Below are 24720 nucleotides of genomic sequence, written 5' to 3'. Positions count from 1 at the left end.
GAACGACCCCTCCTTTATCATTCTAAACTACCAACACTATCATATTAAATGATGTGTAACGTTTGAGACGGACAGCCGTCTGTATCATTCTATTCCACATCCCACCAGACACGGGTGGTCAGTTCGTCCGGTCCCTGCCTGTCTATGGCAGCCTGATAATTTTCCGGGTTATTGGACTGGTCACTTTCCGCATAGGTGAGTCTTCTCGGAATAGTTCCTCCGGTGACGTTCCCGGGATAATTGACAGGCACTAAAACGGGGAAGCCTGTTCTTCTCCAGTTCGCGAACGATTCGTATTCGTTGAGGAATGTCGCTGCCCAGTACTGGGTGTTTATCTGTTCCAGGGCATTTGCGGGGTCGTAGGGGTTTGCCATCAAATAATCGTCGATGTCTCCGTCTGAAATGGCCCCGGCCGATCCGTATAATTCCAGCATTTTCATCGCAGCCCTTACTCCTGCATTGTAGTGGGCTTCGGGATCTCCGGCAAGGCCCCAGCGTACGCCGGCTTCTGCGAGCATAAATTCTACTTCGGCATAGGTCTGGAAAAACATGGGTGCGTCTTCGCCGGTAATTAACAGCCGGTTCGGTTCGGTATATGCCTGTATGTTCTTTTCTCCTGTCATTTCTTCGAGCATTTCGAGGTCCAGGCCGTTGGGGAGCCCTTTTTGCATGTCAGGGTCCAGACGCTCTTCTTCTGTTCTCAGGATCGGCTCGTCATTGGCATTCTTTTCGCCGGTATCTTCGGGCAGGGAGCCCAGAACGGTGAGCCTGGGGTCTCCCTGTAAAAAATCTATAAAGGTTTTGCTCATCCGCATACTTGCGTCTGCCGTAAAAGTTTCTCCAATACCGTTCTTATTCACTCCTTCCGGCCCGGCAGTATGAGGAATAAAGGCGATATCTGCATTAGATTCCATAACGCCTCCGTTGATAGCCTTCGTGACCCACTCTTTTGAAGCGGCAGGGTCTACTTTGATCAGCCTGAAGCCCAGCCTCATCATCATGGAATATCCAAATCTTCTCCATTTTCCCATATCTCCCTGAAACATCAGGTCTGCATCGCCGTACCCGGAGGTGCCATCACTTAAAATGGCTGTCGATTCTTCCAGTTCTTTAAGCATATCTGCATATATTTCACTCTGGGGATCGTATTTGGGCGTGAATATACCTTCGATCACCGCTTTGCCGGCTTCACTGTAAGGCACATCCCCATAGAGGTCCGTGAGCCTGGAATAGATAAAGACCCTCATGATCCGGGCAATGGCTTTCATTTCTTCAGGTTCTCCGTCCTCCTCCAGTTGCACCAACAGGTCTTCTATGGTTTTAACTGCTGTAGTATAATAGCGGTCGATCAGGGAAGAGGCATACCCCCTGTTCCATGTATATTTATCTCCCGCCCAATAGCCTGCGGTTGTGGCAAAATGTTGCATCATCGTGGACTGATAGATCAGGTTTGCCCTCCAGTTCTCATAGCGTTCTCCCGAAGTGAACAACTGGGTCGACGTCAGCTTACTTGTGGCCAGTACCCTGTGTTTGGTCGGGTCGATGTTGATTTCATCAAAGCCTCTGTCGCAGGCCGATATAATGAAAATCATTAAAAGTATATAGCGTATCTTTTTCATCATTACCTATTTAAAATTTAACATTTAAGCTCAGGCCGTAGCTCCTGGTAGATGGAACACCAAAATATTCCAGTCCCTGGGAGTTCCCTACGTTATAAGCACTTTCCGGGTCGATATTATCTGCACTTCTTTTAATATAGAACAGGTTGCGTGCAATAAAAGATATATTGGCCCCGGTGAGGAAAATCTTATCCAGTATGCTATCCGGAAGTGTATAACCGATACTCAATTCCCTGAACTTAATGTAGTCTGCATCTTCTACAAATTCTTCTGCAATTCTGGCAACCCCGTTTTGAAAGCTATAATAGGTCTGCAGGTCTTCGGGAGCTACCGTAGTGGTGAACGGTTCGCCGGTGGCTCCGTCAATACCGGAGACTTCCAGGCCGTTTTCCCGGCCTTCCAGGGTTGTCTTATGCAATCCGTTACTGTATGCAAGCGTGTTTGTCCCGGAGAAGATCTGTCCTCCGAATTTGCCATCGATCAGGAAATTAAGATTAAAATTTCCGAAGGTAAAGCTGTTGCTCCAGCCCAGGCCCCAGGGAGGGACACCATCTCCCAGTATTTTCCGTTCTCCCGGCTGGGGTAGCGGAACACCGTCGGCATTAATATCATAAACAATATTCCCCGTTTCGTCGCGTACATAAGATATACCTACGATCTTCCCGTAGCGTTCGCCGACAATATGCTGTATCCGTACATTCTGGGTCCTGGGTTCGTCCAGGCTAACCGGTTGTCCTTCGGGGTTGGTATTTACGATAAGGCTTTCATTAAACGCCCCGTTTATACTTGTGGTCCAGCTGAAATTCTTTGTCCTGAAGGGTTTTCCGGACAGCAGGAATTCAACCCCTTTATTTTCCAGTTTACCGAGATTGGCAGCTTTAAAATTATATCCTGTCGTATTGGATATGGATGCATTGACCAGGTCATTGATCGTTTCATTTTTATATAATGCCAGGTCCAGCGACAACCGGTTGTTAAAAAACCGGGCGTCTACACCGATCTCATATTCTTTCTTGGTCCAGGGCACGAGGTCGGGGTTGGGGACCACATCTCCGCTGATCCTTCCCAGGGGCTGGCCTAAATGGCCCTGTCCGAAAAATTCATCGTTGGGGACCAATTGATAGGCTATATCTCCTCCCCCGGCTACCTGAGAATAACCACCCCTTAATTTTAAGAAATTTATGCTCGCCGGCATATCGAGTGCATCCGACAGAATAACACTGGCATTGACCGATGGGTAAAAATCGTTATTGGGCGATGTTTTTCCCGGGTAAGACAGGGTTGAGAACCAGTCGTTCCTTCCGGTAAAGGTCAAATATGCCCAGTCGTCCCAGGAAAGTTCCAAAGAACCGTAAAGCGATCCTATTTTGCGTTCGCTGTAAATCCTATTCCTTGTTTGTGCTCCTAAATTGGATATATCTTCGAACCCGGGAATAATAAAATCATTCCCACCGAGGTTTAAAGTTTCCGATTTTATATGGTTGTTGTTTGCACCGACCAGGGCCGAAAGGCCTAATTTATCTGTTAATTCCTTGTCCATGCCCAGCATTACATCGGCATCTATCTGGGTGTATCTCCACTCTGCCTCATTCATTCCCCCCAAAGGTTTATAGGCCGTACCCCAGGGTTCTACGGAAGTGGACCTTCTTGTAAAATGATCGACCCCTACCCGGCCCGAGACGTATAGCCATTCAAGAATATCGTATTGTAAAGAGGTGGAAGCGATGATCCTGTTCTTCAGATCTTCATTCCTGAAATTATAAGCCGCAAAGTAAGGGTTTTGAGAAAAGGTATTGCTCGAATACTGTCTTTCGGTACCATCCGGGTTGGTTCCAGGCTGCATATTCCTCACATCGACATTGGGCGATAAAAGTGCCACCGTATAATTGGCGTTACCAGGGGCATCAGACAGCCTTGGCCTGTTCATTACATCATCCACGATATATTTGACATTGACCTGAGTAGTCAGTTTTTCGGCCAATACAGCCCCTGCATTCAAAGCAAAGGTTTTACGGTTCATACTGGCATTGGGCATAATATCTTTATTGTCCATATTGGAAGCGGAAAACCTGTAATTTACATGCTCGGAATTCCCGACCAAAGCCGCCGTATTGATAAAAGTGGTCCCGGTCCTGTAAAACCGATCCATATTGTTGCCCACATAAGAATAGGGCCTTTCTTCACCGTCCCATTGTATAACAGGAGAACCGTCCAGCCTGGCTCCCCATGAACTCGTTCCCAGGTCCAGGGCCTCTTCGGCATTTGCCGGAATCCTCGCCCGGATACCCTGTCCGTAAGTGTTCTGGAAATCCTGGATGGATGAATTCAGTTGGTCAAACGTAACGGAACTACTGAGCTCAACACCGAAACCCTGCTTTTCCCTTCCGCCTTTTGTAGTAATTAAAATAACGCCGTTACCTCCCCTGGAACCGTATAATGCCGAAGCCGAACCTCCTTTAAGAACGCTCACAGATTCAATATCGTCCGGGTTAATGCTCGAAATACCATCACCTCCGTCATTTCCTCCCCACATTCCTGCAGAACCGCCACTATCATTGCTTATGGGAACACCGTCGACAACGTATAAGGGCTGGTTGTTTCCCGTCAGGGTACTGTTTCCCCGTATAATAACCCTGCTCGACCCCGCAGCTCCTGTGGAATTCTGGGTGATATTAACTCCAGCAACCTTACCTTGTAAAGCATTAATGGCGTTGGTCTGCTTTACGGTAGAGAGCTCTTCTCCTCCAACTTCAGTGAGTGAATACCCCAGCGCTTTGGTTTCTTTTTTGATCCCGAGAGCAGTTACGACCACTTCACCGAGTTGTTCCGCGCTTTCATCCAGGACAGCGTTTATGCTCGTTCTCCCGTTGACAGATATTTCCCGGGTAGCATATCCGATAATGGAAAATACCAGAATACCGTCTTCCGGCACATTACTAAGCGTGTAATTTCCATCAAAGTCGGTTGAGGCCCCGTTATTTGTCCCTTTCAGGACCACGTTTACCCCGGGCAGTGGCATTCCGTTAACGGCCTCGGTAACCACTCCCGTAATTGTAATGTCCTGAGCCCAGATTGACGGTACAGCCAACAGGGATAGGAACATCACCACGATTGTTAATTTATTAAACATACAATATACATTTAAGATTAATTTGAGTTAATAGTATTCCAATTAACATTAATTATTTATAAATGTTACAGTAAAGTTAAAATTTAACAAATTTTTTCGACAAACAACGACTATCCATAGCTAAAAAACATTAGCCATATGATCATTATTAGCTTTATTTTTTCAATTTCCTTTTTCTTTAAAAATCTGAAATCTTTATACTGAAGGCTATATCCTATAAAACAAGATGAAAAATTTCCGGGGCCCCGGGTGTAAATACGGATAGTCATTGCCGAAACGGCTTCATTTCCTCAAATAGCGTGGGAGACAAGCCAGGAGGAAAGACTGAAGAAGGGGATACTATGTATGGTCTGATATTTTACCGGTGAACTTTTAGCCTTTTTTTCATTTCTTCTACAATCCGGTATGCCGCCGGGCAAATGGCCGTATTCTTCAGGGTGAGGTTTGTGATCTGGTGAAATTTTTTCCTGTCGGTATGCGGATATTCCCGGCAGGCCTTGGGGCGGACATCGTAAATGGCACAATAATTATCGTCCCCCAGGAACGCACAGGGAACGCTTTGCAAAACATAGTCTTTATCCTCATCTATACGCAGATAACGGTCTATGAACTGTTGCGGCCTGAGCTTAAGACGCCTGGATATACGTTCTATATCGGTATTTGTAAACAACGGACCTGTTGTTTTACAGCAATTGGCACATTGCAGGCAGTCCGTTTGTTCGAACTCTGCATCGTGTAGTTCCTGCATGACATAATCCAGGTCCTTCGGTGGCTTTTTTTTCAGCTTTGCAAAGTATTTCTTGTTTTCCTTATGTTTATCTTTGGCGAGTTGCGGCAGCCGTTTCAGAAAATCATCCATAGTGCAAAATTAGGGTTTCGGAACGGGTTTTTGAATGTAAACGGTTTTTTTAGGCTAAATAGTGTTGTTACAAACAGGTACGGGGAGTCAAGAAAAGAGGCACTCGTTGCAAACGAGCGCCAGGTTTTTATTGAAATTTTATGAAGGAAAAAGAGCATAGCGTCCCGGATATTATCGGGAAGGCTTTACTGGATTATCAGCAGGGAAATTACACGGAAGACATCATCACCGAAACTTCTATTTCCGAAGAAGACGTGTTGCCCCTGCCCTATCTCTTCCGGGATTACATGGAGATGCCCGGCATTGAACAAAAGGCCCTTCAACTCGCACATGGGAAAGTGCTGGATGCCGGGTGCGGAGCGGGCAGCCACTCCCTGTACCTCCGGGAGGAAAGGAAACTGGACGTAACAGCCATAGACATTTCGCCAGGTGCTGTTGAAGCCTGCAGGTTGAGGGGACTGAAAGATGTTTTTGTACAGGATGTGATGCAGTATCAAGGCGAAAAATTCGATACCATCCTCCTGCTGATGAACGGCTTGGGCCTCTGTGGGCGATTACGGTACATCGACAGCTTTCTCACGCATTTAAAAAGCCTGCTGAACAAAAACGGGCAAATATTACTGGACTCGTCCGACCTGCTCTATATGTTCGACGAAGATGAGGACGGCGGCCGGTGGATCCCTTCGCACGCCGAATATTACGGCGAAATAGAATTCCGGATACGGTATAAGGACTTACAGAGCGATCCTTTTCCATGGCTGTACATCGATTACAACACCCTGCAAAACGCTGCCGCTGCCAACGGATTGAATTGTGAGCTCATCATGGAAGGTGAGCATTATGATTACCTGGCAAAACTGACAGCTTTCTGAAATTAGGCGTACACCGTTTTACCGGCAACATTGATCCGGTTCCAGGAATTGATCACGACGATTAGCATTATAAGCTGTGAGGCTACCTCTTCTCCAAACAAATCAATTATCGTGTTGTAAGTATCATCCGTTAAGCCATTATCCGTCATTCGGGTCAGTTCTTCCGTTAATTGCAGGACTGCTCTTTCTTCCGGACTAAAAATATGTGACGCTTTCCAGGCCGGCAGGGCATATATCTTCCGGGCTTCTACCCCGATCTTCAGGGCATGGTCTACATGCATATCAATACAATAGGAACAACTGTTCAATTGCGAGGCCCTGATCTTCAGCAATTCCACCAATTCAGGGGCCAGTTTCCCCTTTTTTAGCTGCGCCGACAGTTTTAGTATTGCTCTGAAAGCTTCAGGCATTGTTTTTTCTATGGATATTCGTTTTTTTGATTTCATGACCTTTCTTTTTTTATCAATTTCTTCAGATAGCTTGTAGTAATTTCATTTTCTGTAATACTATTCAGTCCCATCCCATTCTGTAACCGCATTGCCGTATCCCTCATAGCTTTTACGGCTATCTTCAGGAAACCGGGGCCCAGGCTGAGGCGTGCCACTCCCAGTTCACGGAGTTTCTCCGGTTCCGGCACCCCTGGCACAGTGAGGAGGTTTAAGGGCAGGTCCAATTCTTGCAAAAGCGTCCTGATATCTTTTTCCTCAGTGAGGAAAATAGGAAAAAATCCATCAGCTCCGGCTTCTTTATACGCTTTTCCCCTTCTTATCGTTTCGGCAAGTCTTTCCTGTGGAGAACGGTATGTCCCTGCATGGAGAAAGACATCCGTCCGCGCATTGATAAACAGGGGGACCCCCATACTTCTGGAGGTTTCCCGGACAAGCCTGATCCGCCGGAATTGCTCCTCAGCAGTATACATCCTTCCCGTTTCCGTACTGGTATCTTCCAGGTTCAGCCCCACAACTCCTGTTTCTATGAGGTGTTTAATATTTTCCGCCAGTTCCCGGTCGTTACAGGCATACCCGCTTTCCATATCCACAGTAAGAGGGATTTCGACACTGTTTACAATCCTCCGGCACGAAACGAGCAGATCTTCCAAGGGAATGCATTCCCCATCGTCATAGCCATGGGTAAACGCCACAGATGCACTACCCGTGGCTACGGCCGGAAATCCCATATCTTCAAGCAGACATGCTCCGAGGGGCTCCCATATATTGGGCAAGATCAACAAGTCTTCCGAATCGTGTAATTTTCGGAATCTTTCTGCCATTTCTTTCTGCAAACCTTTCATCTTTCAACGAATTAATGATTACTCGACAAAGGTAGTTTGGCAGTCAGAAAGAAGTGCTTAAGCTGGTTTAAGAAATGAAGGTCAGCGCATTTTTTTCCGTATCTCGCTGAGGTATTCCGGAGTAAAGCCCAGATAAGACGCCAGCATATACTGGGGGATGCGCTGGGCAAAATCGGGTAACAGAGCTATAAAATTGTGATAACGTTCTTCCCTGGAAAGTCCGTATTCGTACCTTTCTCTTTGTTGGGAAGCCCCACAAGCCTTTTGCAACATGATCCTGAAGTAGCGCTCCATTTGTGGAAATTCCTGCAACAGTGAAGATTTGGCTTCCCGGTCGAGGGATAGCACTTCGGTGTCTTCGATGGTTTCTATACAAAAACGAGAAGGAACGCAATCATTCAGACTCATATAGTCGGTCATCCACCAGTTTTCAATAGCAAACCGGGTGATTTGCTCGGTGCCATTATCCTTTATAAAATACATGCGCAAACACCCTTTGACCACAAAATATTCGGCCTGGCAGATCTGCCCCGTTTCCAGCAAAAGAGTCTTCTTTTTCAGGGAAAGAGGCTCCAGATGTTCCCGAATAACCTTTTCTTCCTTACGGTTGACCGAAATATATCGTTTTATATGTTCAACTAAGGAGTTCATATTTATACCCGGACGGTGATTCGCTGTATCATAAAGTTTCCTACAAACATGGTTGTGCTATATTAGTCATTTTCTTTTAACCGGAACGAAACTTCTCCTGCATTTAACAACGCTTCATCGGAAATAAAATATCCTTTGTATTCTTTTCCACCGACCTGTATTTTATCGATATACCGACTTTCACCGGGATTATTGCAGGTAATGACCAGCTTGTCTTTTTTGTAGTAATCGATATCCAGGTGAATCGTTATCTTACTGAACCGGGGAACCACAAAAGTGTATTCCGGGTTGGCCGGGGTTATCGGATATATACCCATCATGCTGTAAATGGCCCAGGCCGACATGGTACCGGTATCGTCATTGCCGGGAAGGCCGTCGGGAGCGTTTTTGTAATAGGTGTCGAGGAGTTCCCGTATGCGCTTCTGGGCTTTCCATTCGCTTCCCTTGATGTAGTTGTACAGGAAGCCATAGGCTATATCGGGTTCGTTGGCCATATCGTAATGTCCGTTGTCGAAAATATGGTCGAGCTGTGCTTCGAAGTCTTTTTTGCCTCCCATCAGTTTTATCATACCCTTTGCATCGTGCGTTAGCATAAACACATACTGCCAGGCATTGCCTTCTATAAAGCCCATGTTCTTCTCAAAATTGGCCCCTTTTACCGGGTCAAAAGGTTCGTACCAGCTTCCGTCGGCATTCCTGGGGCGGAGGAGTTTCAGTTTTTTATCGAACAGTTTACGGTACGACAACGATCGTTTATAAAATGACCTGTAATCTTCTTTTTTGCCAAGTGCTCTGGCCAGTCGGGCAATGGCGTAATCGGCAACATTGTATTCCTGGGTGGTAGACACCACACCATCGGCCAGACTGCTCGTATTAACATAGCCATCGCGCAGATAATCGGCCAATGCCGGGCGTAAAGGGTTATTTTCCAATTGCGTTGCGCTCTTTTTCATGGCCTCATAGGCTTTTTCCACATCAAAATCCGTAAGGCCCCGCAGGTAAGTATCTGCTAAAACTACGGAGGCAGGATCCCCTACCATAGTGAATGTTTCTGTGGAATTCAACTCCCATTTGGGCAACCAGCCGTTTTCGTCATACATGTCGAGCATGTTCTTTACCATTTCCAGTTGCTGGCCGGGATATACCATGCTCATAAACTGGTGATAATTTCGGTAGGTATCCCACAGGGAGAAAACGGTATAGCGGTGATTGTCCGTTTTTCCGATCTTCCCGGTAGAGATCTCGGGATACTCTCCATTAATATCATTAAAAATGTTGGGGTGGATCAACGTATGGTACAGGGCGGTATAGAAAATGGTCCTGTCCTCTTTTGTTCCGCCTTCCACTTCAATTTTTGAGAGTTTTTCGTTCCAGGCCTTTTTTGTCCTTTCATAGACCTTGTCAAAATCAAGGCCTCCCGTTTCCTTCTCAAGATTTTCCCGGGCATTGGCTATACTCACATAAGACACTCCTATCTTCATTTCTACTGCGGCGGATTTTTTAAGGTTGTAGCTGAAATAGGCACCTATACTGTCACCAATGACTTCACGGGTAAAACCTTTCATCATACGGGTCTTACCGTTATAGGTCATCCACTGGGCTTCCTCACCTTCGTAGGTTGCCGGCTTTTTCCATATACCGAACTCGTCCGCAGGCTTGGAGAACCTGGCCACAAAATATACCGGGTAAGCGTGTTCAGGGCTGTTGTAACAGAACGAACCTACCGTTCGCATGCCTTCGATCTCTGTGGGCGATACCACTTTGACCATAGCCCCCTGTTCGTTGGTAAGCCCCAGCCCCAGATTGAGCAAGATATTGGACCTGCCTTCGGGGAAAGTATAGCGGGTAACCCCTGTTCTTGTGCTTGCCGTAGCTTCGGCTTTCACTTTGTATTTGGGCAGATTTACACTGTAATACCCGGCTTTAGCTACCTCATCAGTATAGGCAGTCCCGTATTTCAGGTGGTCGGTTTCCAGTTCCCCGGTAGTGGGCATGGTGATGATAACCCCGAGGTCCGGACAGCCCACACCACTCAGATTAACATGAGTAAAGCCTGTCAAAAACGTATTTTCGTTCACGTATGGATTGGAAAGCCACCTGCTATCCTTTTCCAGCACATTTTGTTTCCCGGCCACATTGAACGGGGATACACTGGCCATCCCCCGCGGAGCAATAGCCCCGGGATGGGTAGCCCCAAAATTGGAGGTTCCGATAAAGGGATTTACATCATCCACGGGCTTGTCCTGGGCCGTTGTGGTATTTATGGATATTAAAAAACCGATGGATAGTATTTTTAGTGCTTTCATTGGGTTTGTTTTCTTACATATGTCTTATCGGAGAGCCCCCCTGGCCCCTACTTCGACTTCGCTCAGCACATCGCCTCAAGGGGGGGAATTATTCATCTTTTTCACGAAGAATGGTTCTTAATCAGAACAATGCTCCCCCTTCGAAGGGGGACACAGGGGGGATGTTACTCCACCACAACCTCATCCACAAACAACCACGTATCTCCACCTTTCGGGCTATTTCCCAGCCTGGCAGCTTTTACTTTAACATAACGGGCTGTTTCTTCCGGGAAGGTCACCGTAAAATCTTTGAGTTCGGCATCGCCATTTACAGCGTAATCCCTTTTTATTTCGCCGACTTTTTTGAAAGTTTTGCCTTCGTTTGAAAGCAATACTTCCACTTTAGCGGGGAAGTAGATCCCCGATCCCTGGTTTTCCAGGGTGCCTATGGTTACCTTTCTGACACCCGCACTCTCTTCGAGGTCTATGGTCAATTCCATATCCTTGTGGAGCCATCCCTGCCACTGGCCATCGTGAAAATTCTTTGTTCCCCGGAGCACATTGACCATACTGTATGTCCCGGTACCGGGATAGTTTTTATTCCACGGGTTCTTATAGGCCACTTTTTTACCAACGGCTTTGTGCCAGGTAAAGGTCTTTTTAAATTCTTTTCCTACGGGTTTATCATCTTTAAAAAGAGACGCCTTTACCGTAGTTGTTTCAGCAACCTCTATCGGGCCGGAATATTTTTTTGCCGAAGTGAGGTCCTCTCCGTTCAACACATAACGGATATCCGAGCCGGGAATCTCATTTTTCAGGGCCAGGGTTACTTTATGGGTCTTTTCATCTACTTTGGTATCTGCCATGATGGTATAAGCACTTTTGGCGTAATTGATCCCCAGTTTGTCATACCGCTCGAACATGTGTTCCATCCTCGGCACGAATTCTTTCCAGTCCCTGCCTTCCTTAGGGCTCCATACGGCTTCTGCCAGGGCTGCCAGCCTGGGATAGATCATGTATTCCGAATGGGATGTGGTAGGAACATACTCTGCCCACAGGTTGGCCTGGCCACCCAGGACGTGTTTAGCCTGTGTTACACTCATGGAATCTACCACGGGATCAAATTCGTATACTTTGCTGAGCGGGGTATATCCGCCGAAAGCTGTAGGTTCGGAATCCTGGGGCCCCTGATAATGATCGAAATAACAGTGTGTTCCCGGGGTCATCACCACATCGTGCCCCTGTTCCGAGGCTTCCCAGCCTCCCTGTATGCCCCTCCAGCTCATTACTGTGGCTCCCGGGGCCAGTCCGCCTTCGAGTATCTCGTCCCAGCCTATCAAAGTCCTTCCTTTGGAACTGATAAACCGTTCCATGCGTTTTATAAAATAGCTTTGCAGTTCTTTGACATCGGCCAGGCCTTCTTCCCTGATCCTCTTTTGGCAATGCGGGCAGCTTTTCCAGTTGGTTTTGGTAGCTTCGTCCCCTCCCACGTGAATATATTTTGAAGGGAATAATTCCATAACCTCGGTAAGCACGTTTTCCAGAAACTCAAAAGTGGATTCTTTTCCCGCACAATAAATATCGGTAATGGGCCATACTCCTCCGGAAGGCACCATCACGGGTTCGGCCTTGCAGGACAGTTCCGGGTAAGCGGCAATAGCACTCATTACATGAGCGGGCATTTCTATTTCCGGGACCACTTCGATCCCCCTTTCATGGGCATAGGCCACAATTTCCTTGATATCTTCTTGTGTATAAAACCCGCCATAAGTGGCTTTTTCCGACGGTTTCGGGGCGGGGCGGGCATTCCAGTGCATGTCTTCCTTGTCTACCCGGTACCCTCCTACTTCAGTGAGCTTCGGGTATTTTTTAATTTCTATACGCCACCCCTGGTCGTCCACCAGGTGCAGGTGCAGTACGTTCATCTTGTGCATGGCCAGTCCGTCTATGACCTTCAACACGTATTCTTTGGGGAAGAAATGACGGGACACATCGAGCATAAGCCCACGCCACGGAAACCGGGGACTGTCTTTTATCTCCGTCGCGGGTACGGCCCACGTTATATCTCTTTGCAGGTCCTTACCCTCTATTTCGTCCGGAAGTAGTTGTCTCAGGGTCTCCACTCCGTATAAAAATCCGGAATAGCCATTTGCAGATATGGTGATCGCATTTCCTGTACTATGAAGTTCGTAGGCTTCATCTTCCAGCCCGGCGTCTGTCCGGAACTCTACGAAATTGCCATCGGGAGCGGAAGTTACGATTTGCGGCTCCCATCCGGCAGCAGCTTTGAACTTATCCGTCAGTGTACGGGCAATTTCTTCCTGGTTCTCTTCTTCGACCAGAAATACGGTTTTTTCATTAAACACAAAGGCCCCTTCATTTAACTTTAATTCCCTGGGTTTGGGAATTATGGAAATATCGCCTTCTGTAAAGGTGATCTTTTCCCGGTGGCCGCATGCGGATAGAAGTATGGCCAGGCTTAGGAGGAGTGTTTGAATGAAGCGTGTTTTCATGTTGTTTTTTCTTTTAGGGGGGGGGGAATTATTCATCTTTTTATGCAAAATCGTTCTTAAAGCGAAACACTTCTCCCCCCTTGAGGGGGACTAAGGGGGGTGTTCCCCCATCTCAACCTCACCAAAAAAATTCCCACGAGGCCGCTAAGCCCCGCAGGAATTACATAGAGGGATTATGAAAGTTTATATTCTCCGTCGATCAGGCGGTTTCCTTTTTCTTCTTCGTAAATGGCATAATTAAATCCCGGCCTCAGGCAGTAGGCTCCATATTCGCCATATTTATTCAGGGCAATAAAACCGATCTGGAGGTATTCCAGGTCGGGTCGGTCTTTGTAGATCTTATAGATGCGTTCCACGATCTCTTTGCAGGCTTCCTCCGGGCTTTTTCCCTGGCGCATCAGTTCTACTACCATGGCGCTTCCTGAAGTACGCATTACAGATTCCCCGAGACCCGTTGCCGCTGCAGCTCCCACTTCATTGTCAAGGAACAGTCCGGCACCGATAATGGGAGAGTCCCCTACCCGGCCATGTACTTTCCACGCCGCACCACTGGTTGTACACGCCCCGGAAAGGTCTCCCTTTTCGTCAATGGCGAGCATGCTTATGGTATCGTGGTTCTCAATGTTGATCACAGGTTTGTATTCCGATTTTCCGAGCCATTCCCGGTAGGCCTTTTCGGCATCTTCGGTAAGCAGGTTCTCTTCTTTAAACCCCTGTTCCAGGGCAAACTGTTTTGCTCCTTCACCCACAAGCATAATGTGCGGGGTCTTTTCCATCACTTTTCTCGCTACGGAAACAGGGTGTTTTATATGCTGCAAAAAGGCTACGGAGCCGCAGTTACTCTTATGGTCCATGATACAGGCATCGAGGGTTACTTTTCCTTCCCTGTCCGGCCATCCGCCATATCCTACGCTGGATACCCTGGGATCGGCCTCAGCCGTCATCACCCCTGCTTCTACAGCATCCAGGCCGGAACCTCCGTTCTTCAGTTTTTTCCAGGCCTCTTCATTGGCAGCCACCCCGTGGTTCCAGGTAGAGATCACCACCGGTTTCTTTACTTGCTTATCGGTATCGGCAACAGCTCCCCCGTTCTTTTTTGGTTTATGGGGCTTTATACCATTGTCTACACAGCTGTAAAGTGTGCCCACCGCAACAGAACCCAGGGCTGTTTTTGTTATGAATTTTCGTCTGTTTATCATAGCAGTTACTTTTCGGTCTTGTCTTATTGCTTTGCCTTTGTTTCTTTGATCGCCTGTAACATGTCGTCCGTAAGTGCAGGGCCGTCAAAGAACGAGATCCCTTTTGCACCGTTTTCCCTGGCCAGTTGCACGGCTTCTTTAATCTCTGAAGGCGACATTTCCGGAACAAAAACCCCGGTGTGCAATTCGGTTTCCTTGTCTTTGAGATCCTGAACTCCCTGTTTTGTGGCATAGCCTATCCAGTCGATCTCTTCGTTGTAAAAGTTGTGATATATCATGGGCAGAACTACGTCTATATCCCATTTATCCCAGCGTTGACGTACCATGTGGTCCGCCATTTCGGGATAAGGGAATACGGCGGCTGTAAGTATTTTTCCGTGTTTATGGGCTATTTCATAAGCGTCGTTCACCACGGCCCTGATCTTATTCAGGCGGAATTGTTTCCATTCCATATCGATGGCCGGGTTTTCCATTTCCCTGGGGTTTTTATGATGTATCTTTTCGAACTCTGCTACGCAGACATCGCAGTAACAGAAATCAAATTCCTGGAGTTCTTCGTTTTGCTCCAGGTCGTATTTGGGCAGCAGGCCTATGGGCAGGAAAATATCGGAGTAGCGGATATAGTCCAGATGAACACTGGCTACATCATCTACTTTTGCCAGGCCTTCCACCAGGCTGAGCACGTGGTTGCGGGATGCTTCCCTGGTAGGGCACATCCATTGGTAATAATCTACATAGGGCCTGTGGTCAAAACACGATTTTCCCTCGCGGCTTACCGCATACCAATCGGGATGTTTCAGGGCCACGGAGTCCCCGGGGCGGTTCATGGCCATGATCCATGCGTGTACTTCAAGCCCGGCCTTCCGGGCCAGGGGTGTAAGCCTTCCCAACAGTTCGGGGTCGGTGTTGGTATTGATGAGCACGGCATCCAGGCCATTGTCTTTATATTTTGCAAATTCTTCCTGATAAGAATCATCTGTTCTTTCCGGATCGGCAGTGATCCAGGTCCAGTATTTAAATCCTTTCTCTGCAATGTTTTCGGAAGTTGCTGTTTCTTCTTTTGCTTTTGTCTCTGCCTTCTTTTCCTGCTTCGAACAGGAAACCAGGCCTGCGAGAACAAAAACCAGGGTGAGTTTTAAAATTTTCATAATGATTGATTATTTGTTAGTTGTTTTTACTGATGAATTTTCCATCTTCTTTTACAGTCAGCAGCCGGCCTGTGAAAGGGCTGGTCGCTGTTAAGTTCCATCCCATGCTGTGTAATTCCAGGGCAATTTTTACCGGTTTTCCATCTATGACCACCGATTTTCCAACGAGCTCCCTTAACGAATTCATCCATTTGCCATGCTCCTGGAAATGTTGTTTTTGTTTTCTGTACAGTTCGTACAACTTCCATTTTATCTTCTCGTCCTGAGGAATACTGTGATCTTCCTTTCCGCCGGGTTTTTCCGGAGAGAAATACACATATCCCCACCATTCGGGTTCGTGCATATTGATCACCCATTGGGGTGACCATACCCAGTTGTATTCGGGCAGGTATTTGCCATCTTTGCCTTTTTTGCGTTGGTATTTGCCGTCGACCAGCTCAAAATCCCAGTTTACACGGGAGAAATTGATACGCCAGAATTCGTTTTCGGGGGTGGTTGGAGACACACGGCCGTGTGCCTCTACGAGCACATTCCAGGGCATGGCGACCTCTACGCTCCATCCTTTGTCGGTATCATTCGGATTGTTTAATGTACCGTCTATGTGTACTGCGGTCTTTATTCCCTGAATGTCCCAGCTATCTATGACCGGGGCGCTTTCCCTGTATGGTTTTACCAGGTACAGATCCCATATCGTGTTCAGGGCGTTCATTTCGAACTCCATATAATTATGGGTGTCTCCGTCCGGATCTATGAATATCTCGAAATCGTTGTTGTAAAAGATCACAGTGTCCCGCTGCTTCAGGGTGGCCCAGACATGTGGTTCCTCCATTTCGGCATAAAAATACAGGTATTCGTCATCCCACAACATCTTGACTTTGGTTTTATAGGCCGGGGTCTTGTCGCCTTCGATATCTATAAAATCCTCACTCCAGGCCGTCTTTTGCCAGGATGCTTCAGCGCCCTTACCGTCTATGGTTATCCTTTCGGATGTTTTTTGTGCAATGTATTGCCTCGGGGCAACGATGTTTTGCTGGGCAAACAATGTTCCCGTATACACAAAACATACAGCGGCCAACAGGCTGATTTTTTTTAAACGGTTACGGCAGGTAGAGACACACGGCTCCCGAAAAACCGGGACAGGCCGTGTGTCTCTACGAGGACAGGGTTCTATGGGGACGATGTAGTGTGTTTTGGTCATTGTTTTCCTTTTTGGCAGGTTACAGGCTGTTTTCCTTGATAAAACGGACAATCTCGCTGATATGGCCGAAGGCCATGGCCGTTACCGTGTCTGCTGCGCCGTAATACAGGGCCAGCTTGTCTTCTTCATGGGAATGTAATGCTGCACAGGGGAATACCACGTTAGGGACATCGCCTGTCAGCTCGTACGGTTCAGCGGGGCCTAACAGGTAGGGTTGTGTTCTGTACTTTACCTTGTCCGGTTCATTTTCGTCCAGCAAGGCGGCCCCTACGGAATAGCGGAAACCGTTACAGGTGTTGATCACACCGTGATAGAACAGCAGCCAGCCTTCATCGGTAAGGATAGGCACGGGGCCCGCCCCGATCTTGGTACATTGCCATGCACTGTCTTCGAACGGGGTTACTTTCATCACGCAACGGTGTTCTCCCCAGTATTTCATATCGGGGCTATAGCTGATATAGATATCTCCGAAAGGCGTATGCCCGTTATCGCTGGGCCTGCTGAGCATGGCATATTTTCCGTTGATCTTCCGAGGGAACAACACACCGTTGCGGTTAAACGGCAGGAAAGCGTTTTCGCACTGGTAAAATTCCTTAAAGTCAAAAGTATAACCGATCCCGATGGTAGGGCCGTGATAGCCATTGCACCAGGTAATCCAGTAGCGGTCTTCTATAAAGGTCACCCTGGGGTCGTATTTATAGTCGGAATCGATCATTTGAGTATTGCCCGGGGCAAAGGATATGGGTTGGTGTTCTATATCCCAGTTGACACCATCTTTGCTGAACCCGGCAAATATATTCATCTGTACGGCCTTGTTATCACAACGGAACACGCCTGCATAGCCGTCTCCGAAGGGTACTACGGCACTGTTGAAAATACTGTTGGACGTGGGTATGGCATACCTGTCGATAATGGGATTGGCGTTGTATCGCCACATTACATCCTTACAATTTTCCGGTTTGTCCTGCCAGGGGATACTATTCATAGATATCAGATGTTAGATGTTAGATTTGATATTTTGTTTGTTTTTTAATCTTTGTATTTTCTTACTTTATCCAGCCAGGTGAACTTGAGTATTGCCGAAGTTACGGCAAATATTGCGAACCATAACAGGGCTTTGGGATAATCCCGTACCATAAAGAACACGGGGAGGAGGATCATACTGGACTGCCATACGATACCTATGGCACAGTTGAGCATATCCATTCCGAAATCCTTATTCTTTTCTACTTCGGCCCCTTCTTCTCTCAGTTGTTTGTATACGGGTTTCCACCAGCCCCAGGGGCGTATGTTGCTATAAAAGTTCTTTAAGGTTTCCCTGTCGGTTGCGGGGGTCAGCAGGGTGCCGAGAAAACATCCGAGCAACGAGAACAGGAATATCACGGGAAACAGATAAATGGCGGGGATATTTGCCGCTTCGTACAGGAACGACCCGGCTTCAAAATTGCCCTTGTTCTGATCGAGTAAAAACTGCAGGGTGGCAATGATCAGCCCGGCCAGCATACCCCAGAAATAGCCCCAGCCGTTAAAGCGCCACCATATCCATTTTAAAAAGTTTGCCGCCACATATCCACCGTAAAGGGCACTGGTGATCCACAGGGTAATGGAATTGATGGAATCGGCAAAAAAGCCCATGATCACACCCAGTGTCACCACAAAAAAGGAAGCGAGATGACTGGCCCTGATATAGTGTTTGTTCGATGCTTCGGGCTTAAAATATTTTTTATAGATATCATTTACGATATAGGCAGGGCCTGAATTGACAAAAGCTGAAAAAGTGGACATAAAAGCCGCCAGAAGCCCGGCAAGCAGCAATCCCTTAATCCCTACAGGGACATGGTGATTGATGACCTTCGGGAGTATCATCTCCAGATCGTTGGATGTAACCGAACCGGACTCCGCCATAGCAGGAGCCACATATACCAATCCTATAACCACGATCCCGGCAATAAGCAGGTAGCGCGGAATAAAGAGCACCAGGTTGGTAAAACCGCTCATATAGGCCGCATCCTTTACCGTCCGGGTAGACAGGATACGCTGCATATCATAACTGGGTGTGGGCCCCGCCACACTGGCAAAGAAGCCTTTGAGCAGGGTCATCCCGATAAAGGCCCCGAACATTTTGTAGCCCTGGGTGTCTATCAGCTCGTTAAAGGTGGCCAGTTTCCCGTCCCAGAACCCCTGCAACTCGTTTCCGAAGAAAATATTCTTCCATTCGGCAGGGATCAGCGCAGTAATCTCGGCATCACTAACGGTAATAAAGGCATATATCGCAACCAGGAGCCCGGCGAGGACCATAATGAGGTATTGCAATACTTCTGTCGCCACTACGGAATACATTCCGCCTTTTATCGTATATATAGTGGTCAGGAAAATAATGATAAGGGCATATCCCTGTGCAGAGGTAAACAGGAGCGTTTGCCCCACCGTCCAGGACAGGTCCCACGGTAGTATGATGGTCATAAACTTGCCGACCCCTTCAAAAAAGTAGGCAATAAACCCCACGGCTGCCACTACGGCAAAGACGGCAACAATAAGGTGTGAGGCCCTTCCTGCCCTGTCGTCGCCGAAGCGGGTGAGTATCCATTCAGAACCGGTCATGATATTGGACCTGCGAATCCATGCGGCCAGGAAAACCATGACAAAAATCTGGTTCCAGATGGGCCACATCCACATAAACATAAAGCTCTTTATACCATAGAGGAACAGTATCCCCACCATCCAGGCCGTTCCGGAAACGTCAAACATTCCGGAGCCGTTGCTCAACCCGAGGTAATACCACTTAATACTATTGCCTCCGAGAAAATAACCGTCCAGGCCTTTGGAAGCCTTTTTGGACACCCATACCCCGATGGAAAGGGTCAGGATGATATACAGGGCAATTATAAGAACATCAATACTATCCATTTATTTACTTTTCAGCGTCAACACCCCAGTTCTTGTTCGGTTCCGGCCCCATGACAAATTTCAGTTCGCCCCCGTTTGTCATTTCTTCATGAGTGATATAGGTACGGTTGAGCGCCGCCCCGTTGAGCGTGGCGGACTGTATGTATATATTTTTATCCGATACGTTTTCTGCCTTTATGGTAAATGCTACACCATCGGCTATTTTTATCACTGACTTTTCAAACAGCGGACTCCCGATCTGGTAAGTCCCTGACGAAGGATTATACGGGTAGATCCCCATGGCACTGAAGACGTACCAGGCCGACATCTGTCCGCAATCTTCGTTGCCGCTCAATCCGGCAGGAGTGGTATCGTATTGCGTTTTCATAATCTCCCTGACCCAGTATTGGGTACGCCAGGGCTGTCCGGCATAATTGAACATATAGGCTATATGATGACTCGGTTCATTGCCATGTGCATATTGCCCTATCAATCCTGAAATATCCGGGGAAGCATCTCCTCCTTTGATTTCGGAGCTTTCCGTGAACAGTTGTTCCAACATCGCAGTAAAGGGAGTTTCCCCACCGTGCAGTGCTATGAGCCCGTCAACATCGTGAAGCACAAACCAGCTGTGCTGCCAGGCATTGCCCTCGGTATAGTCTGTTCCTTTTCGGTGAATGGAAAGTTTCGGGTCAAAAGGTTCGTGCCATTGTCCTTTATCAGATTTACCCCGCATAAAGCCGGTTTTCGGATCGTACAGATGTTTGAAAGCTCCGGAACGATCTGAAAAATAGTCGTAATCGTCCTCTTTCCCCAGGGTTTTGGCCACCTGGGCAATACACCAGTCATCATAAGCAAATTCCAGGGTAATGGTCACGGATTCATCGAGCAGGTTATAGGGGACATAGCCGTGTTCCTTGTAGAATTTTACCCCGCGGCTTTCGTCGTCCTTCATCATGGTGGCTTTCATGGCGTCGTAGGCCTTGTTAACATCAAAGCCTTTTATACCTTTTAAAATCGCTTCGGTGATCACCGGGATCGCATGGTTTCCGGTCATGGTGTAGGTTTCATTGCCATAGAGCGTCCACACCGGAAGGGTTTTGTTCTCTTCGTAATACACCAGCATGGAGTTGATAATATCCGATACGCGTTCCGGATCGAGCAGCGTCATCAGGGGTTGTTCGGCCCGGAAGGTATCCCAGAGCGACATGGTGGAGTGAGCGGTATAATTTGCCGCAGTAACGATGCTGTCGTTTTGCAGGCGGAACTGTCCGTTGGCATCGCTGAAGGTCACCGGGGCCAGCCGGGTGTGGTAAAGAGCGGTGTAAAAAATAGTTTTCAGCGAATCTACCGGGGTTTCGACCTGTATTTTACCGAGGGCGCCATTCCATATTCCGGCGGCATCTTCCTGCACCTTATCAAAGTTAAACCCTTCGCGTTCTTTCATGTTTTCCCGGGCGTTATCCACACTTACCGAAGACAAGCTGAGCTTCACCTCTAATGTATCGCTGTTTTTTTCGTCAAAGAACAGCTGTGCCGAGGTCCTGGTACCGGACACTTCTTCTATGCCCTCCTGTATCCTGGCATCGGCATAAAGGTTTTTGGACTGTATCGGCTTGGAGAATTTTGCCACATAAAACACCTTCTGGTTTTTGGCCCACCCGGTACTGTGCCTGTACCCGCTTATGGTCGTTTCATCCTCCACGGTGATCTTTGTATCGGTAGGCTTGTCCCAGTTGATGGCAAAACCCAGGTCGATCACTACGGCCTGCGGATCGTTTTCCTTATAGGTATAGCGGTGAAACCCGGTCCGCCGGGAAGCGGTCAGTTCGGCATTGATGTCGTGATCTTCCAGGTACACCTGGTAGTACCCTGGGGTTGCTGTTTCGTTTGTGTGAGAATATTTCGATTTGTAAGGATAGTCGTCCCTCGACTCAACAGGGACAGAAAGGTCCACCTCTTTGTTGACCGGCATAAAGAGCAGGTCGGCCAGGTCACCGATACCCGTACCGCTCAGGTGCAGGTGGCTGAACCCTACGGCGATGGAATCTGTATAGTGATAGCCGGAACACCAGTCCCATCCGTTGGTCCCGTTGTCCGGGCTCAGTTGGATCATGCCAAAAGGCACCGTAGCCCCGGGATAGGTATGCCCGTGGTCTCCTGTTCCGATAAAGGGATCTGCATACCGGGTAAGCGCCTGAGGTTCTTTCTTTTGCGGTTTATTTTCCTTTTTCTCCCCCCCGCCGCAAGAGGCCAGGACACATAGCATGCCCAGCAACGCGTAAGAAGTACATTTTTTTTTCATACAACAGTTTGTCAAGTCCGTCTTTATTCGTTAATTGCATCCCTTGAGCCTACTTACCATTAACCCGATACTTCTTCTATCAAGCGATCTTTATATGAATCTGGTGTAAATCAAATCCGCGGGGATGTTACCAAATATTTATATTTTTGATAACTTATAGAATAAATTTAGACCAACAACATTTTTTAAAAGCCAAACGTCAAAAAAAAGTACGAAGTACAAGGTACAAAGTATGAAGTAGAAGCGCAATGCATTGCGGTTGAAATACGAAGTAGAGATGCACTTCTGTGCGTCTCAAACGGGGCCAAGAAACAACAAATGATACAACAAAAACAAATAGGCAGGTTTCTCAATTTTAATTCCTCCACCAATTACCGGATCTCGACAAAGCACCACATTATTTTCTGGTTGGTATATTTTCTCTTCAATACCCTGCGATGGGGGAGTTATTATCACGATTACTGGTATTCTTTGAAAACGAATATCATAGGGTTTCCCATACATATGACCCTGTGTTATTTCAATATCTACTTCCTGATGCCAAAGCTCATATACCGGAAGAAATTCGTGTTGTATACGGCGGGGATCCTCCTGGCCATTTACCTGATGGTCCTGCTGAAATTTTACCTCACCTATTTCCTGATCAGTACCAACGTATGGCCGGAAGGCCCGGAAGAGACCACTACCCTGTCGTTGAACTACGTGGTGCAGATGATGCTGGGGGAACTCTATGTCGTATCGTTTGTCACTGCCATAAAGATCACGGCCAACTGGCTTCGCGAGCACAAGAGAGCCACCGACCTGGAAAAGGTGCAGCTCGAAACCGAATTGCGGTTTCTGCGAACACAGGTCTCTCCCCACTTCTTTTTCAACACGCTGAACAACATCTATTCCCTTTCTATGGAACAGTCGAAAAAGACCCCGGAAACCGTCCTGAAGCTCTCTGAACTCATGCGGTACCTGCTGTATGAAACAAAGCAACGCAAACAAAGCCTGTCCAAAGAAATATTGTGCCTTCAGAACTACCTCGACCTGGAACGTATGCGCTACGGGGATTCCCTGAATATAAACATGAATATTTCGGGCGACATCGAAGGGAAGAAAATCCCACCGATGCTATTGCTGTCCTTTATCGAAAACTGTTTTAAGCACGGGGCCAACAAAAATATCGATGAGGTAAAGATCGACATCGATTTTAATGTGGAGGGCGATTTCCTGTACTTTAAAGTGGCGAATACCCTGCCAAAGGAAGAGTTCAGGAACCATTCCGAAAAACCAGCGGGAGGGATTGGCATAAAAAATGTAAAGAAAAGACTGGCGTTGGGATATAAAGAGAACGAATACGACCTTGACATTTACGAAAAGGACAACAGGTATATCGTGGAACTGAGGATCAAAGTGAGTTAAATAGTATTCGATGATCGGTATTCGGTTTTGATCACTATTTACTGATCACCGATTACTGAATACCGATCACCGGACACCCCGGAAAAACAAGGTAAAAATGGCTATACGATGTATTGTAATCGACGATGAGCCCCTGGCCATCAATGTATTGAAGAACTATATCGCCCAGACAAAGGGACTGGAACTGCTGAGCACGTTCAGCAATGCCCTGGACAGTATAGAGTTTATGCGCAATAACGAGGTGGACCTTATATTCCTGGATATAAACATGCCTGTGCTGGATGGCCTTAATTTTCTGAAGAGCATTAATGTAAAACCTTTTGTTGTCATTACTACGGCCTATGAAGAACATGCCGTGGAGAGCTATGAGCTCGAAGTGCTGGACTACCTGGTAAAGCCCATTCCTTTTCACCGTTTTGTTATGGCGGTGAACAAAGCCTTCCGTATGCAGGCCATTCAGCAAAAAAGTGACCTCTCCGATATTGGGGAAAGAAAATTCATCTTTGTAAAGGTCGACAAGAAGAAGATGAAAAAAGTATTCCTGGACGAGATCACGGTGATCGAAAGCCTGAAAGATTATATAAAGATCAATACGTATTCCGGTAAATATATCGTACACCAGACCCTGGGTAGTTTTACGGATGAGCTCCCGGCAGACAAGTTTATCCGTATACACCGTTCCTATACTGTTTCGCTCAATAAAATAGAGGCCCTGGAAGGCAATAGCATTGAAATAGGCGGATACAGGTATACCATAGGGCGAAGCTATTTTAACGAGGTAAGGAGTAAAATACTGAACAAACCGTTGGAAGATGATGACCTATAAAAAAAGCCGGGGATTTTCCCGGCTTTCTAATTTTTTACAAGGGCTTTATTTAATCGTAATACCCCAGCCTGATACTTCCGTTCCTAAAGACGACCTCACCATCTATGGCAACACCTGCCCTCCTTCTGTATCTGTATGGTGATTCTTCATAATAGTCATCGTCATAATCGTAATCGTAATAAACCGGATAGCCTCTTCCTTTTCCAGCATGTTTGGCATATCGTTTATGCATCTTCCTTTCGTGCTTCAGCTGTTTTTCATAGGCTTTTCTTTGCCGTTTTGCCCTTTCATGATAATATTCTTCCCTGTCTTTTCGCATTTCACGGGCATACTCCGCCTCGGCCTTGGCCCTTTCGCGATAATATTCTGCGTCGGCCTTCTGCATTTCCCTATGATACTCTTTGGCATTTTTACGGTATTCTTTTCCGTATGGTTGCGCCATTAAGCCCGCAAATGACATCACGGCTATTCCGAATAATATAATCCCTTTCGTTTTCATCTGTTCAAAATTTTTAATTCGTAACAAATGAG

The 24720-nt window shown here is 47.2% G+C and carries 18 protein-coding genes; 3 read left to right on the top strand and 15 right to left on the bottom strand.

Annotated elements, in window-relative coordinates; genetic code table 11:
• Positions 1 to 89: 89 nt before the first annotated feature.
• The 3 genes from KN811_RS14840 to KN811_RS14830 form a co-directional block, all read right to left on the bottom strand.
• Positions 90 to 1622 carry a SusD/RagB family nutrient-binding outer membrane lipoprotein gene (locus tag KN811_RS14840; RefSeq protein WP_247716504.1) on the bottom strand — a complete coding sequence of 511 codons (1533 nt, stop codon included), beginning with the start codon at positions 1620 to 1622 and terminating at the stop codon, positions 90 to 92.
• Between the two features lie 7 nt (positions 1623 to 1629).
• Positions 1630 to 4749, bottom strand: a complete 3120-nt coding sequence (locus KN811_RS14835; protein ID WP_187965081.1) for a SusC/RagA family TonB-linked outer membrane protein — start codon at positions 4747 to 4749, stop codon at positions 1630 to 1632.
• Between the two features lie 358 nt (positions 4750 to 5107).
• Entirely contained in the window at positions 5108 to 5608 is a 501-nt protein-coding gene (locus KN811_RS14830; protein ID WP_187965082.1) for a YkgJ family cysteine cluster protein, read from the bottom strand.
• A 140-nt stretch (positions 5609 to 5748) separates the two neighbouring features.
• On the opposite strand from KN811_RS14830, the gene KN811_RS14825 reads away from it, so the two are divergent.
• Positions 5749 to 6480 carry a class I SAM-dependent methyltransferase gene (locus tag KN811_RS14825; protein ID WP_187965083.1) on the top strand — a complete coding sequence of 244 codons (732 nt, stop codon included), beginning with the start codon at positions 5749 to 5751 and terminating at the stop codon, positions 6478 to 6480.
• Positions 6481 to 6482: 2 nt separating this feature from the next.
• Here the strand turns inward: KN811_RS14825 and KN811_RS14820 are convergent, their stop codons facing one another.
• The 11 genes from KN811_RS14820 to KN811_RS14770 form a co-directional block, all read right to left on the bottom strand.
• Positions 6483 to 6926 (bottom strand): carboxymuconolactone decarboxylase family protein, encoded by a 444-nt coding sequence (locus KN811_RS14820; RefSeq protein ID WP_187965084.1) that lies wholly within the window; start codon positions 6924 to 6926, stop codon positions 6483 to 6485.
• Positions 6923 to 7771 (bottom strand): isocitrate lyase/PEP mutase family protein, encoded by an 849-nt coding sequence (locus tag KN811_RS14815; protein WP_187965085.1) that lies wholly within the window; start codon positions 7769 to 7771, stop codon positions 6923 to 6925. The genes KN811_RS14820 and KN811_RS14815 overlap by 4 nt, the downstream gene beginning before the upstream one ends.
• An 81-nt stretch (positions 7772 to 7852) precedes the next feature.
• Positions 7853 to 8422 (bottom strand): Crp/Fnr family transcriptional regulator, encoded by a 570-nt coding sequence (locus KN811_RS14810; RefSeq protein ID WP_187965086.1) that lies wholly within the window; start codon positions 8420 to 8422, stop codon positions 7853 to 7855.
• Positions 8423 to 8484: 62 nt separating this feature from the next.
• Positions 8485 to 10728, bottom strand: a complete 2244-nt coding sequence (locus KN811_RS14805) for a GH92 family glycosyl hydrolase (RefSeq protein WP_187965087.1) — start codon at positions 10726 to 10728, stop codon at positions 8485 to 8487.
• A gap of 164 nt (positions 10729 to 10892) precedes the next feature.
• Positions 10893 to 13220, bottom strand: a complete 2328-nt coding sequence (locus KN811_RS14800) for a beta-N-acetylhexosaminidase (protein WP_187965088.1) — start codon at positions 13218 to 13220, stop codon at positions 10893 to 10895.
• A 173-nt stretch (positions 13221 to 13393) separates the two neighbouring features.
• Positions 13394 to 14419 (bottom strand): glycosylasparaginase, encoded by a 1026-nt coding sequence (locus KN811_RS14795; protein ID WP_187966974.1) that lies wholly within the window; start codon positions 14417 to 14419, stop codon positions 13394 to 13396.
• A 23-nt stretch (positions 14420 to 14442) separates the two neighbouring features.
• Positions 14443 to 15567: a glycoside hydrolase family protein gene (locus tag KN811_RS14790; protein WP_187966973.1), complete on the bottom strand. Its 1125-nt coding sequence runs from the start codon at positions 15565 to 15567 to the stop codon at positions 14443 to 14445.
• A gap of 16 nt (positions 15568 to 15583) precedes the next feature.
• Complete coding sequence (locus KN811_RS14785) at positions 15584 to 16642, bottom strand: carbohydrate-binding family 9-like protein (RefSeq protein WP_247716503.1); 1059 nt, start codon at positions 16640 to 16642, stop codon at positions 15584 to 15586.
• A 142-nt stretch (positions 16643 to 16784) separates the two neighbouring features.
• Positions 16785 to 17750: a glycoside hydrolase family 130 protein gene (locus tag KN811_RS14780; protein ID WP_187966971.1), complete on the bottom strand. Its 966-nt coding sequence runs from the start codon at positions 17748 to 17750 to the stop codon at positions 16785 to 16787.
• Positions 17751 to 17794: 44 nt separating this feature from the next.
• The gene (locus tag KN811_RS14775; RefSeq protein WP_187966970.1) at positions 17795 to 19672 is read right to left on the bottom strand and encodes a sodium:solute symporter family protein; all 1878 of its coding nucleotides are present in this window, start codon (positions 19670 to 19672) and stop codon (positions 17795 to 17797) included.
• A gap of 4 nt (positions 19673 to 19676) precedes the next feature.
• Entirely contained in the window at positions 19677 to 21956 is a 2280-nt protein-coding gene (locus tag KN811_RS14770) for a GH92 family glycosyl hydrolase (protein ID WP_187966969.1), read from the bottom strand.
• 318 nt (positions 21957 to 22274) lie between these two features.
• Between KN811_RS14770 and KN811_RS14765 the strand changes: the two genes are divergently transcribed.
• Both KN811_RS14765 and KN811_RS14760 read left to right on the top strand, forming a co-directional pair.
• Positions 22275 to 23363, top strand: a complete 1089-nt coding sequence (locus tag KN811_RS14765) for a sensor histidine kinase (RefSeq protein WP_187966968.1) — start codon at positions 22275 to 22277, stop codon at positions 23361 to 23363.
• Between the two features lie 97 nt (positions 23364 to 23460).
• Positions 23461 to 24189 (top strand): LytR/AlgR family response regulator transcription factor, encoded by a 729-nt coding sequence (locus KN811_RS14760; protein WP_187966967.1) that lies wholly within the window; start codon positions 23461 to 23463, stop codon positions 24187 to 24189.
• 49 nt (positions 24190 to 24238) lie between these two features.
• Here KN811_RS14760 and KN811_RS14755 read toward each other — a convergent pair whose 3' ends face one another.
• Positions 24239 to 24688 carry a hypothetical protein gene (locus KN811_RS14755; RefSeq protein WP_187966966.1) on the bottom strand — a complete coding sequence of 150 codons (450 nt, stop codon included), beginning with the start codon at positions 24686 to 24688 and terminating at the stop codon, positions 24239 to 24241.
• Between the last annotated feature and the right edge of the window lie 32 nt (positions 24689 to 24720).

This window comes from Sinomicrobium weinanense, assembly GCF_018863395.1.
GTDB classification, from domain to species: domain Bacteria; phylum Bacteroidota; class Bacteroidia; order Flavobacteriales; family Flavobacteriaceae; genus Sinomicrobium; species Sinomicrobium weinanense.
This window is presented reverse-complemented; position numbering and strand designations above follow the sequence as displayed.

Bases quoted from the DNA above. Each gene is read 5' to 3' on its own strand.
- KN811_RS14810 (WP_187965086.1), bottom strand. From the start codon at position 8,422: ATGAACTCCTTAGTTGAACATATAAAACGATATATTTCGGTCAACCGT.
- KN811_RS14830 (WP_187965082.1), bottom strand. From the start codon at position 5,608: ATGGATGATTTTCTGAAACGGCTGCCGCAACTCGCCAAAGATAAACAT.
- KN811_RS14765 (WP_187966968.1), top strand. From the start codon at position 22,275: ATGATACAACAAAAACAAATAGGCAGGTTTCTCAATTTTAATTCCTCC.
- KN811_RS14835 (WP_187965081.1), bottom strand. From the start codon at position 4,749: ATGTTTAATAAATTAACAATCGTGGTGATGTTCCTATCCCTGTTGGCT.
- KN811_RS14800 (WP_187965088.1), bottom strand. From the start codon at position 13,220: ATGAAAACACGCTTCATTCAAACACTCCTCCTAAGCCTGGCCATACTT.
- KN811_RS14820 (WP_187965084.1), bottom strand. From the start codon at position 6,926: ATGAAATCAAAAAAACGAATATCCATAGAAAAAACAATGCCTGAAGCT.
- KN811_RS14790 (WP_187966973.1), bottom strand. From the start codon at position 15,567: ATGAAAATTTTAAAACTCACCCTGGTTTTTGTTCTCGCAGGCCTGGTT.
- KN811_RS14780 (WP_187966971.1), bottom strand. From the start codon at position 17,750: ATGAATAGTATCCCCTGGCAGGACAAACCGGAAAATTGTAAGGATGTA.
- KN811_RS14840 (WP_247716504.1), bottom strand. From the start codon at position 1,622: ATGATGAAAAAGATACGCTATATACTTTTAATGATTTTCATTATATCG.
- KN811_RS14825 (WP_187965083.1), top strand. From the start codon at position 5,749: ATGAAGGAAAAAGAGCATAGCGTCCCGGATATTATCGGGAAGGCTTTA.
- KN811_RS14775 (WP_187966970.1), bottom strand. From the start codon at position 19,672: ATGGATAGTATTGATGTTCTTATAATTGCCCTGTATATCATCCTGACC.
- KN811_RS14760 (WP_187966967.1), top strand. From the start codon at position 23,461: ATGGCTATACGATGTATTGTAATCGACGATGAGCCCCTGGCCATCAAT.
- KN811_RS14770 (WP_187966969.1), bottom strand. From the start codon at position 21,956: ATGAAAAAAAAATGTACTTCTTACGCGTTGCTGGGCATGCTATGTGTC.
- KN811_RS14755 (WP_187966966.1), bottom strand. From the start codon at position 24,688: ATGAAAACGAAAGGGATTATATTATTCGGAATAGCCGTGATGTCATTT.
- KN811_RS14795 (WP_187966974.1), bottom strand. From the start codon at position 14,419: ATGATAAACAGACGAAAATTCATAACAAAAACAGCCCTGGGTTCTGTT.
- KN811_RS14815 (WP_187965085.1), bottom strand. From the start codon at position 7,771: ATGAAAGGTTTGCAGAAAGAAATGGCAGAAAGATTCCGAAAATTACAC.
- KN811_RS14805 (WP_187965087.1), bottom strand. From the start codon at position 10,728: ATGAAAGCACTAAAAATACTATCCATCGGTTTTTTAATATCCATAAAT.